Genomic DNA, 12,054 nt, shown 5'->3' on the forward strand with positions numbered 1-12,054 from the left:
AGACTACTCCGGCCGGGTAGAGCGGGATCACGCTACCCCGCGTGGGCGTTCATCAGTCCCGCAGACGTCAATGCGCATCGAAAATCGCGCTTACGGTACTACAAGGCTCTCAGTCCACTTTTCAGCGAAAATGTGCCTGCCGTGGATATTCCGCGCCTCATTCGAGAGGCGGGTGGGATCGAAAAAATGAGGCAAGCGGCAGGTCGCTCTGTGGATGTCAGCGGCACGTCAGCGGCTATGCGAAAACTCTTCGAGATCAACGAGGCCACACATTTCAAGGCCTGGATTAAAGTCGAACCACTCCAGGATGGCGTCGCCAAAACCAGAATTATTAGCTTGAAGCCGCGAAGAAAGGCGTAGGCATTACTTGTAGTACAGTTTTTCGCCCACCGAACACCAACCACCCCTACTTCAACATTACCAGACCGACTGGCCTTGGCTTGCGCCTTGATGGCGGAGCCTTGCCTGTTGGCAGGAGCAATCAGTATGAGCACCCTGCAGTTATCGCAGGCCGATTTCGTCGCTAGACACAGCGAACTTAACAATCGTCTGCAAGCCTTCCTTCTCACCAAGCGAGGCAGACAAATTGCCACCAAGAAGCTGAAAAAGCGCCTGAGGATGTCATCAGCATCGTCGCTTAAAGCGATAAACTTTGTAGCCCGGATGCAGTTCACGGAGGTATTCAGTGCCAAACTTGAGACCTTGCTTAACCGTCGGAAAGTCAAAACAGCTTTCTTTGTCACCCTCAGCTTGAAGGAACACACCTGTCCGTTGCCTCAAGCGGCGCGGTTCGACGTCACCGCTTGCAAAGCTGCAATGCGGGATTTTCTGGCAGACTTTAGTTTCGTCGGATTGGTGGAAGCCGCCTACTACTATCACGCCCCCTTTGTTCCTGGGCCGCGTCGAGCATTTGTTTCGTGGCACTCTCACGCCATCGTATGGAACGCGGAGCAGCGGGAACTTGCTTATAGGCGAAAGCGCCTCAACCGGGCACACAGTGCTTTCGTGCCGGGATGGGACGCAGCGCACTATCGGCGGGTTACTCCGGGCGCCGCCCTGTCCTACGCTCGTTACGTTTCGAAGAGTCAAGTCAATGAATACACAGCTTATCCGAGGAAACGCGAGATTTTTGATGCCAAGACAGGAGAGTCGACAAAGCAGCCTACGGGCAAGTGGCGGAACCGAAAAAGGCCGATCCGACCAAGCAACCTCATTCGAGCTCTTAACGTATTCAAGGAGCGGAGCTTGAAGCATCTAACGTTTGCGGGCGGAGATGGCAAAGCTCTAAGGCGAGACATCCTTAAAGCGACCCGTGCGGCCTTGCACAAGGACGCAGCTCGCCAAACCAGCAGACGAACGCGGCTCTTGTACGGAACATGATCCTCCCCGTCGCCCAACCTCCTAGTTATCACCAGACATGGGTTATAGCGCGGCGATCAGGATGAGACGCGCATTGCCTCGCCTGAACTGCTCCCTGAGAATGGGCTATTGCCTCATCTAAATTGCTCCCGACGAATCAACCTCGGGAGCTGTGATGAGGAAGGTAAGCATGGCGACACGTGCGGAATTGGTGGCGGCGATCAGTTGTCGCTATGTGTTAGGCGGGCGGGCCGAGAAGGCGAGGATGTTAGACGAGTTCGTGGCCCTCACGGGCTTTCATCGCAAGCATGCGATGCGACTGCTGCGAGGAGAACGCGAACCGGCGAAGGGTGGTCCTCGGCCAGGGCGCCGGGTTTACGGCGATGACGTGCGGGCAGCGCTCGTCGTTGTTTGGGAGGCGTCGGATCGAATTTGCGGCAAGCGACTACACCCCCTGTTGCCAACACTGATCGAAGCGATGGAACGTCATGGACACGGCGATATGAATAGCGAGACGCGCCGGCAACTTCTGACGATGAGCCCGGCGACGATTGATCGGATCCTCAAGGAGATCAAAGCGAGCGCCACGGGTCCGCGGCGCCGGAAAGGATCAACAGCGATTCGGCGTAGCGTTCCCGTTCGAACCTTCTCGGATTGGGATGACCCCGCACCCGGCTTTGTCGAGGCTGATCTCGTTTCTCATTCCGGCCCCTACGCGAGGGGTGCCTTCTCGCAAACGCTGGTGTTGACCGATATAGCCACGGGCTGGACGGAATGCGCGCCGCTGCTGGTTCGCGAGCAAACGGTACTGATCACTGCGTTGGCCGAACTGCGCAAATTGCTGCCGTTCCCGCTGCTGGGCTTCGACACCGACAACGACAGTGTGTTCATGAACGAGAGTGTTCATGAGTATTGCTTGCGCGATAATATCGAACTTACCCGTTGCCGCCCTTACCGAAAGAATGATCAGGCATTTGTCGAGCAGAAGAATGGCGCGATCGTGCGCAAGATCGTTGGATACCGACGCTTCGAGGGGCTGCGAGCCACTCGGGAGCTGGCCAAGCTTTATTCGTCAATGCGGTTGTTCGTGAATTTCTTTCAGCCATCATTCAAGCTGAAAGAAAAGCACCGCGACGGAGCCAAGGTGATCAAGCGCTATCATCGTCCCGCCACACCCTTTCAGCGGCTGCTTGACGACCCACGCACGCCGGAGGATACACGCCTTTGGCTCAAGGCGATGTACCTGACGCTCGATCCGGTCCGACTGCTCCGCGACATACGCCTGGCACAAGAGAGATTGGTCGAAATTGCTGACAAGCCTGATGGTTCGCCTGCCACCGACGGCGAGGCATTACCGCTCGAAGACTTTCTGTCTGGCTTACGGATTGCTTGGCGTGGTGGTGAAGTGAAACCGACTGCCCGCTCCAAGCCAGCGGCCAAGCGAGAGCGGCGGAGGCCCGATCCTCTACTCGCCGTCACTGCTGAACTCGAGGAATGGTTCGAGGCGGAGCCTTGGCGAACTTCGCGAGAGTTGCTTGAACGCTTACAGGTCAAATACCCCGGCGTGTATCCCGACGGCCTCATTCGGACCGTGCAGCGCCGAATGAAGATCTGGCGCAGTACACAGGCCAATGCGCTGGTGTTCGGGCCATTCGCCGATGCCGCGCGGCAGACGGAAATCGTAGAGGTCGTGCAGTGAGATCATTACCGAACAATACAGGATCGGCATCCGCTCTTACCGCCAGGTTGGCCTTCGACAACCCGACCCCACCGGAAAACATGATGACCGCCCGCGAAGCCGCCCGTTCGCTACAGCGCAATTGAGGGCGCGCTCGCGAGCGGCTTCGCTACCTCCGTCACCTGCACCAGGTGCGGGGATACGATCGGAACAACCCGTGAGGCATTCGAGAACATCCGAGTGAGGCAACGGCATTATTCTCTGGGAACACTCTTGGGTGAGGCAATACGAATCTCACCTTGTTTGCCGCTACGCACATGGGTCTTCCCCCAAGGCAGACTCAACTTCCCCTATAAAACCTCAAAGGCATTGATCATGATGAATTCCTATGCAGCGGCAGGCGTACGTGACGCTATCGCAGAAGGTACGGCTAAGCTTGGGCTACCGCTCTCTCCCGGCATGCTGTCGATGATAAGATGTGAAAATGGACGGCGATGTGGCAGAGACCGTTGTCCGATCTGTGCGTCGAGACTAACTGAACGGTTCCTTGCGCTCGACAATTCGACAGCTGCTTTCGAAGGTCGCTGGCGCCGTAGCGCCTTCGCAATCCGGTCACACACCGTGCCCGCCAAAGACACGCGACCGATACCGATCCCAAAAATTCGCGAAGCAGTTAAGGCGTCTTTGGACTGCTGGGTACGAGCATCCAGGTGTCCCGCGGATACCACAGATACAAACAACTTCGGCTGCATCGCAACCTTCGGTTTGGTCGAAGATGTGAGCTCTCCGAGCAGTCGAGACAAGGTACTTGTGGTGGAGTATTCAGTTACGGGGGTGGATCGAGACGCCGATTATGACGTGTTTGAGAGCCTGCAATACAGTTTTGGCGACAACGTAGAAGATGTTCCTCTTTTCGATGACGTTTATCGCGCCGTTCCAGATCAAGGGTTGTTGTTCGGATACACAAAGCGCCGACTTAACCGTCTAGACCGGCCTAAGCCTATATCGAGTGCAACGCGACTCGCTAGGCTGGCTTCGAACTACGGGGATCATCCCAAAGAAAGCCGTCTTCTTTCGCGTGGCCTAGAGAATCAGGGCGAGGATATGGTTTTCGAGAAGACCGAGCTGTTTGGTTTAAGTTGGTGGTATCTTTCGTAGACGGACGCCCTCGGTCACCAACACGCTATCAAAGCGATAGATCTCATCGTGGTCTTTACGGTGCGATGAAGGAAACTGGCGCCGCTTAAACAACCTCTGATTGACATTTCTTAGGTGTTCTGATATAACATCACAATCGAAGCGTGCGACCCTGCGTTTCGACCTGTCGGGGCCTTCGGGCCCCTCTTTTATTTGGAGAGCTGAATGACCATGACTTCTGCCGCAGCCCTGAATGTGTCGTTACCCCACCCTGTCATCGTCCTTGGCCGTGACGACAATGGTAAGGCGCATGCTTCGTACTTCCCCGCCGTCGATGCCCACCTTGCCTCGAAGGCAGCCAACCTGATGGGCATGCTGTCGCTCCGTGCGGACAGCGATCAGGTCCGCGCTTACTTGCCGAAGCTTCCTAAGGGCAAGCTGTTCGACAGTGGCAAGGCGTTCGTGCCGTTCGTGAAGCAGGACCTCTACCGGGAGATTGCCGCACACCTGCCAGCCGAAGAACGCGAGCAGGCCGAACGCGTACGCGTTGCCCCCGTGCCTGATCCTGCCGAAGCGGAGGCCGCGGCCAAGCCTACAAACATACCCGAGGATTGGGACAAGCTCACCGTGGGTAGTCTGGTGCTCGCGACCGAGGGGCCGCTTGAAGGTTGGTTCGAAGCGACCGTCCTAGGCATGGGCGAGGACAACAGCGTTCGGCTGAAGTGGCGCGACTACCTGGACATGCCAGCCTTCGACCGCCGCATCGATCAGGTTGCGCTCATCCACCCGGCCTACGTCGAGAAGTGAGCACGATGATGCAGGTTTGCGCACAGACACCCATCGCAACCGGAGCGGCCGACAAGGCCGCTACTATCCGCCAACTCAACGACCAGTTCCGACGCCGCTTCATCGGCGGCAAGGTCATGCTGACGGCCGGAGTTAACAGCCTCCCAGTAGACAAGATGCTGGCGCTGACAATCGCCGTGAAGCAGTTCGACGCCTTCAATTCTGACAACGACCCGTATGAAGAACACGACTTCGGTGCGGTCGAGGTGGGAGGTGCCTGCTTCTTCTGGAAGATCGATCATTACGACGTCGATCTACAGTTCGGTTCGCCTGATCCCAACGACGAATCCGTCACATGCCGGGTGCTGACCATAATGCGGGCGGACGAATACTGATGGTGCGGGTTCGCTTCAATCTCGCGGAGATCAAGCTGGCTTCGGTTTTCTACCAGACCGAAGGGGCTCGGGTTTACTGGCCTTTGGGTCCACTTCGTCAAACAGCGCGGAAACGTGGACGCCCATTGCGTTCGCCAATGCTTCCAGCGTCGAAACGGTTACGTTTTCCAGGCCCCGCTCCACGCGACCAACATATGAGCGGTCGAGGCTGGCCTCTAGCGCCAAACGCTCCTGCGAGAGGCCCTTTGCCACACGCAATCGCCTCACATTCCAGCCAATGGTTTGCCGCACATCCATGCGAGCAAGCAAAGACATATTCGTCGCTTGACAATCGACGGACTGTCAGTCCCATATTACGCATTGAGCGTGCTACTGATTTGGTGAGAGCTATCGTAAGTTGTTCAAAGGCGCCCGTTGGGCGCCTTTCTTGTCATTGGGGAGACAAATGAAAATCGCAATCGGAATTATCGGCATCTTCTTAGGTATGTTGGTGCTGTTCCAATCGTGTGCCGTCACGGCGGGCAGTGGCCTCCTGAATGATCAAGCCACCGGCGGAGCGGCTGCCATCGGCATGTTTGTCGGCATCCTGTTTTTCTTCGCTGGAGCGTTCGCCTTCGGCCTGCCGTTGGTTGCCGCTATCATCTTCGCCATTGCCAGCCTGCTCGGCTTCCTCGCATCGGCGCAGGGCAGCTTCGGTGACATCGCCATCTGGGCGTTCATCGCGCTGGGCTTGGCCGTGATGGCCTTCTTCACGTGGCGGTCGGGCAAGAGGAAGCAGGTCGCATGAGGATCGCAAACCGAACAGCCTTGCTGCTGCTGACCGGTCTAAGCCTATGTACGGCGACCGCTGTAACGGCGGGCCAACAGGAAAGGAACTACTTTCACTCAGGTGAGTGGGAAGTCGTCATGACGACGCCTGACGAGACTGCTTCCGCGAGGCCATACTGCGAGACGCGGTCCACCGCTTGGGCAGCACGGCGCATTGCTTTCCGCACGTCGCTTGAGGGCGTCGATGAACTAAGGTTGAGCGTGCACATCTATAAGGCTGGCTGGAACCTACCGGCAAATCAGGCCACGACGGTGTCACTTGGCCGAGCGATGTTCCCATTCCAGGCGCAGGTGCCGATGACAGTGACCACCCCGGAAACGTTGTCGGGGGACTCGTGGGACAAGGCAGCTGGTCTGTTGCTGGCCCTGATAATTCCCGGGATCACAAATGCCGAACAACCGCTGTCGCTTCAGGTTACCTTTGAAGGCAACGAAGAGCCGTGGATCGTCCCGGCCATGACCCAATACGACGCGTACATGGCGGGGCAGGCTTCCAAGGAATGCAGTGACGCGCTGGTCGCGATGGCTCCGACGATCTTCGGCTTGCCGAGCGACGATCAAGCGTCGGCAACGTCGCCTTTCGCCAAGGGATCAGGTACGTCATCGTCTCAACCTGTCGCCCCCGGCATCGGCTTCAATGCAGGGGTCGGAACTGCGGCTCCTCCGACGGCTGTCCCCGGCCAAGGTCAAGCCGCTTCGACCGCCTCTCAACCTGTGACCGGATGGCGCTTCAGCACAGCCGAGGAGGATTGGGGCAAGACCTGCTACGCCGAAACGCAGTCCGGCAATGTCAAGGTTGGCTTCATGGCGTCGCCCGGGAAAGACTTGGTCGGTTTTGTCGAGGGGGTGTTCGAGGGAGAAACAAGGGCGACTTGGCGGGTGGACGACGGAGCACCTCACGTTTCCGATGGCAATCAGGAAGACTATTTCGGCTGGCACGGATTCTATCAGCTTCCAGAACAGCTGTTGACCGAGGTTGCAGGGGGCAAGCAGCTGGCAATCACCGACCTGACCGGCAAACGCACTGTTGTTGACCTACAGGGGGCCAAGCAGGCGACTTCCTCGTTCAACCAATGCAGAGCCTCGTAGACGCTCAAATCTGACACACCAACCCCGCAATAAGTCCACGTGTGAGCAGGCCCGATCAGGGTTGGCAGGCTAGCGTTGGGCCATAGACAACGGGCTCTGTTTGGTCCTAGCCAATCATCAGATAACTGCCATCGGCTACTTCGCTTGGTTCAAGCGGAGACCGCCGGATGGACATGCATGTCACAATAGACGCCCACTGGCGGAATTGGTTCGCTCGAAGCCGATTTTCGCGCGAGCAGTTCGCGCCGCCGGTGAGCGAACGACGTAACAGTGGGTTCAGCTATTGTCTAGCCAACGTTACCTTTCGATCGTGCCTCAACACTCTAAAGTACGAATGTCACTAAAGGGACAGCCCTCCCCTGAAGTCGAACAAAATTTCGTAACATTCATCTAGGACGCGACACTAAATTACTCTACCTTGAGATGTTGGTTGCATATTTTACAATAACAGTTAATATTGTTTCATTCTGATAAACATGCTTGTTCTTTTTTAGTCTGTGTCATTTCGGCGGAGGGGCGTTTTGACATCTTTTTCTCGCAAGACTATCGGCATAGCCATGTCGATCATCGCCGCGGTGGCGCTGCAGAGCTGCAATACATCCTTCGGCTCTACTGCGCAGCGCCATTCATATAACGCGATGGCTTCAGATCTGAAGCGACTCCAGCGAGGGAAACAAATCAAAAACAGCAACTCTGGAGTTCTCGTCATATTCGACAATAACGGCGCTTCGCCGATCGCCAAACAAACAGTAAGAGGCCAAACTAAGGAAGCGGCCATGTTTGCACTCGTACGCGGTGGTTCACCAAATCCGTGCCGATCCCGCGGGCCCAAAGCAACTATCGCGGCATTCGCGCCCCCACCAACTGTCGATCTTCCGATGGACTTCGTCCAGTGCTCGACATTGCGCGATCAGGCAAAATTGATCCAAACGCAAAAGCGTACTCTGGAAAAGCTCGTAGGGGCCACCGCCAGCAATCGTGCATCGCTCGATCGCATAGCAAAAGATCTCGCAGCTATTGCGAACGCTCAGGATATGTCGTGGGCGCAAGTTATTGCTCTGTTGGAACAGATGAGCGGGGCCCGAGTGGGCGCGGGCAAATAAAATGTCGCAAACGTCTTTAGATTTCACACGTATAGGAATGTTGTCGTCGCTAGGAGGAAGAGCGCTAGTGGGGCCAGCCCTTGCCATCTTGTTTTGTTGTTCCCCGGCAGGAAGTGCAGGCACCACAGAGCCTCGCGCTATTGATGAGGAGAGGGAAAATTCTCCCGCCTACGTCGCTGACTTGGTGCGAGTTGAGAGCCAGCTTCCCAGTCTTCGGGAAATAAAGGGTACGGACTTTGTGCGCCTCAATCACCTGCGTGTGGATGCGTTGCGACTAAAAAACAGCATTATTCAAATGCGGAAAGGGGTGGGACGTTACGCACAATTCTTCCTACATCGCCCAGAGTCAGCAAGCACAACAGAGTGACGGGAAGTCGTTGGATTATAGAGGGAGGGATACCATGTCGGCATTGAAGACCTTTAGTTGCGTAGCCATCAGCGCATTGAGTTTCGCCGAGGTTCGAAATGTCCAAGCAGCTCCGGCATGGACGCCCGATAAGGCCGCGCTTATCTGGCAGGCCGGTGCGACGGTTACGCTGGATATTTTCGACTGCAAATCAAAAGGTTATTCCGGCCTAGTGATTGAGGGAAAGGTGACGCTAGCGCACCCAACCGCAAGTGACGCATCTCCTCAGTCAATAAAGATCACCTGCCCCTTTGTTCTATTTCGAGACGGCGCGGAGCTAGGTTCCAAGGAGATGGTGTATCTTAAAGTTACAAGCCAAATCGCGGGTCCAGTTCGAATTGTCAGCACTCGAGGGGAACGGGGTCGCGACGCGGCCGTCGCCCCGGAGATATGGGCGTTCTCCAAGCAACCTAAACGACCAAAGGCTGCGACCGGCGACAACGGTGATAATGCTAGAACAGACCTCAAGGGCGACTGGTCGGCGGACCGTGGTCAACCAGGTCACAATGGCGAGGTCGGCCTCACGGGTCAGACAGGCCGAGATGGCAATCCTGGTGGAGCTGGTCAAAACGCCTCGTCGTTACAGCTTAGAGCGGCAGATTTTGCAGATGGGTCAACCGTCACAATGTACGCTGTCGGCGGTGACGGCGCACCGGGTGGCAAAGGCGGGCGCGGACAGGACGGTGGGGACGGCGGGGACGGAGGGACAGGCGGCAAAGGCGGGGACGGAAATGGCTTTCACGATGGGGCGTCCGGTGGCAATGGCGGCAATGGCGGAGATGGCGGAGATGGAGGCGACGGTGGCCGCGGCGGCAAGGGCGGACCCGGAGGCAACGGAGCGGATGTATTTCTAGTCATGCAGGAAGGAGCCCAGGCGCCTGAAGACTTTGATTTATCTGCATTGGGTGGACGTGGAGGCCAAGGTGGCGAAGGCGGAGACTTTGGACTAGGAGGAATTGGTGGCCTAAAGGGCGAAGCGGGCTGCGGAGGAAGCGGAGGGCAATTCATCTGGAAAACTGGTGGGGGGTCATGCGCAACGGATGGGGTCGAGGGCCAGCCTGGCCGGCCAGGTCGCAAAGGACCTCCGGGTGCCTTTGGAGACGACGGTAGCGCAGGCAACATTATGCGTCTCGAAGTGAAGTACGTTTCGAAACCCGCGTTTTGACCCTAGGATTTCAAGCAATGGGAACCGAATTTTTCTCAGAATACGCTAAGACACTTTCTCAGCGACGGAGCTTAGTTATGGTCCTGGCTCCTTTCGCCTGGGCCACGTTGTGCTCGTGCAGTGCAGCCGCGGCTGACATTGATCCAACGACGATAACCGTCCCATACAGCTCGGCCTCAAATCGTACACTTGGGGACGCGGTTAGTATCGCATTTCCCTACAATCCATTGGGCCGGTGCGTGATATACGAAAATGACGGTGTGAAGTGGGACACCGGCGGCGCCATTTCCAGCGAGGGAAAAATTGCGATTGCTTCAAAATCCGACGAGGAGAAAAGAACCACCGATGTGGCTCTTGGGTTTCAAACAACAGGTAAGATCGACGCCGGAATTTTCAATGCGAACAGCAAGTACGACACAGACATAACCGTTGATTCGTTTAAACAAAACGCTTCGAATACCGTAACTCTTGAGTTCTCTGCGAACGCCGACTACGGGCGACTAATGATACAGGAGTACAAAAAGAACGCAGACGCTCCTGTTCCGGCCACCGATTTAGATACCTTCAGAAAAAGATGCGGCACACATTTCATTCGAGGCGAGCGCCGTGGGTCGGAGCTAACTATTCTTATTAGGATAGGGACGTCTTCTGTGCAGGGGAAAGATGCGCTTACCGCACGACTTAGCCAAACACTCGGCGGCGGCGTGTCTCTCAAGGCCATCACCGGGGAAGCGGGGTCAACTTTCACGGCATCGTATAAGTCCATCATCGAGTATGCGAAGAAGGCGGGCAACGTTTCAATAGAGTATCATGCTCGCGGCGGGCCGGGTATAGCCGCCGCGGGCGCGTCTGCAAAACTCATTGATCCTGCCGACTTTAGCAAACTTAGCGAAATAACAGCAAATGTATCGGCGCTTTTCACGCAGGAAAACTCCGCTATTACGAGCTACTTGCTGCAGGCAAACACAGCGTTAGGTGCGCCCGATGTCATGTTCGACGTAGCTCGCGTCGAACAAATAGGAACCCTCACCCGGAAGCTGATGATGTTGTCGGAAGCGGCCGACCGATACAGCGAATTGAATGGGAAGTACCCAGATGCATACGCAAAATACTTCCACGCCTATGGCGATAAGGTGAACATCGCCCGATCTCAGTTGGTTCAGTTGATCAACACCTGTGCCGCAGGCGGTAGCTGCGCGCCTCCGGCAAACGACATTCTCGCCACACTAAAGTTCTTGGAAGACCTGTTCGTTACAGCCGATGTCTCCTTATCTTGTCAATATCAGCCGGCCACGAGCGTACTTCCTGTGTTGAACACGCCGACAACCGACCCCTTGATACTGGAATCTGTCTCTATAAACCTTCTCGGAACGTCGCAAAATCCAGATCTTATAGACTTCTCGTCGACACACGTTGTTAGGTTGACCCCGGACAACGAAATCGTCGATGAGACACCCCGGTTTTCTGGCTTTTCTCTTTCTCAGCCAGATGCAAATAACCGGCGGAGGGCATTTGGGACGGTATACTCCGAAAATATTCAGCCGAGAGCAGCGCTGAGATACGATGCAGCCGCAAGGAAATACATCGTAGATCAATCCGAGCTTCAGAAGAGGCGTGATGATATCCTCGGCTCGGCGTTCTCAGTTTACGCGCCAGGTCCTAATGGAATCAAAGCTTCGTTTGATGCGGGATTCCCTCCGCGACAAGGTTGTCCGGTGATGAAAGCGGAGTGAACCCGAAACCTCTCGCGATCTCTACGGAAAGAGTTCTGCATGAGGCAACCAAAACCGGAATCACAAGAGGGAGCGAAAATGCGTGTTGTTGTATTGGGATTGACGTTCCTACTTTTGCCACTTGTGGCTTCCGGAGAGGAGACTGTAGTTGAAAGTGTCAATCTTCCCGGGGCATCCCTTAGCCAAGAAGTGACGTATTCTACGACGCGGGGAGATTATAATGACGTGAGGGATAGTGTGCTTGACCGTATGAAAAAGGGTGACAAGAGCGCATTCGTCAGTAAGCACCCGATTGGCACCGCCTGCCGAATAGCGCCTTGATGGCCTAAGACACGTCCTTAACGACGTCGTTAGCGACGTATCTTAGGCGAGGTA

General features: G+C 56.0%; 11 protein-coding genes. 10 read left to right on the plus strand and 1 reads right to left on the minus strand.

Annotation, left to right across the window (positions count from 1 at the left end; genetic code table 11):
• From FHT71_RS31265 to FHT71_RS30840, 5 genes are all read left to right on the plus strand, one after another.
• Positions 1-360: hypothetical protein (locus FHT71_RS31265; RefSeq protein WP_210294364.1), on the plus strand; the 360-nt coding region annotated here is incomplete at its 5' end.
• A 126-nt stretch (positions 361-486) separates the two neighbouring features.
• Positions 487-1,380 carry a hypothetical protein gene (locus FHT71_RS30825; RefSeq protein WP_183723238.1) on the plus strand — a complete coding sequence of 298 codons (894 nt, stop codon included), beginning with the start codon at positions 487-489 and terminating at the stop codon, positions 1,378-1,380.
• Positions 1,381-1,534: 154 nt separating this feature from the next.
• Positions 1,535-3,058 carry a transposase family protein gene (locus tag FHT71_RS30830; protein ID WP_183723240.1) on the plus strand — a complete coding sequence of 508 codons (1,524 nt, stop codon included), beginning with the start codon at positions 1,535-1,537 and terminating at the stop codon, positions 3,056-3,058.
• Between the two features lie 1,341 nt (positions 3,059-4,399).
• Positions 4,400-4,981 carry a hypothetical protein gene (locus FHT71_RS30835; RefSeq protein WP_183723242.1) on the plus strand — a complete coding sequence of 194 codons (582 nt, stop codon included), beginning with the start codon at positions 4,400-4,402 and terminating at the stop codon, positions 4,979-4,981.
• 5 nt (positions 4,982-4,986) lie between these two features.
• A complete protein-coding gene (locus tag FHT71_RS30840; RefSeq protein ID WP_246718117.1) occupies positions 4,987-5,355 on the plus strand; it encodes a DUF3768 domain-containing protein in 369 nt (122 codons plus the stop codon).
• A gap of 30 nt (positions 5,356-5,385) precedes the next feature.
• Here the strand turns inward: FHT71_RS30840 and FHT71_RS30845 are convergent, their stop codons facing one another.
• On the minus strand, positions 5,386-5,652 hold the full coding sequence (locus FHT71_RS30845; RefSeq protein WP_183723256.1) for a helix-turn-helix transcriptional regulator: 267 nt from the start codon (positions 5,650-5,652) through the stop codon (positions 5,386-5,388).
• A 148-nt stretch (positions 5,653-5,800) separates the two neighbouring features.
• Here FHT71_RS30845 and FHT71_RS30850 point away from each other — a divergent pair, with 148 nt between their 5' ends.
• The 5 genes from FHT71_RS30850 to FHT71_RS30870 all read left to right on the plus strand — a co-directional run bounded on the left by FHT71_RS30850 (position 5,801) and on the right by FHT71_RS30870 (position 11,679).
• Positions 5,801-6,142, plus strand: a complete 342-nt coding sequence (locus tag FHT71_RS30850) for a hypothetical protein (RefSeq protein ID WP_183723244.1) — start codon at positions 5,801-5,803, stop codon at positions 6,140-6,142.
• On the plus strand, positions 6,139-7,272 hold the full coding sequence (locus FHT71_RS30855) for a hypothetical protein (protein ID WP_183723246.1): 1,134 nt from the start codon (positions 6,139-6,141) through the stop codon (positions 7,270-7,272). The genes FHT71_RS30850 and FHT71_RS30855 overlap by 4 nt, the downstream gene beginning before the upstream one ends.
• A 521-nt stretch (positions 7,273-7,793) precedes the next feature.
• Entirely contained in the window at positions 7,794-8,375 is a 582-nt protein-coding gene (locus FHT71_RS30860) for a hypothetical protein (protein ID WP_183723248.1), read from the plus strand.
• A gap of 1,014 nt (positions 8,376-9,389) precedes the next feature.
• Positions 9,390-9,635: a hypothetical protein gene (locus tag FHT71_RS30865; RefSeq protein WP_183723250.1), complete on the plus strand. Its 246-nt coding sequence runs from the start codon at positions 9,390-9,392 to the stop codon at positions 9,633-9,635.
• 388 nt (positions 9,636-10,023) lie between these two features.
• A complete protein-coding gene (locus FHT71_RS30870; RefSeq protein WP_183723252.1) occupies positions 10,024-11,679 on the plus strand; it encodes a hypothetical protein in 1,656 nt (551 codons plus the stop codon).
• Positions 11,680-12,054: the final 375 nt, after the last annotated feature.

Origin of the sequence: Rhizobium sp. BK060 (genome assembly GCF_014193145.1) — a bacterium.
GTDB lineage: Bacteria > Pseudomonadota > Alphaproteobacteria > Rhizobiales > Rhizobiaceae > Rhizobium.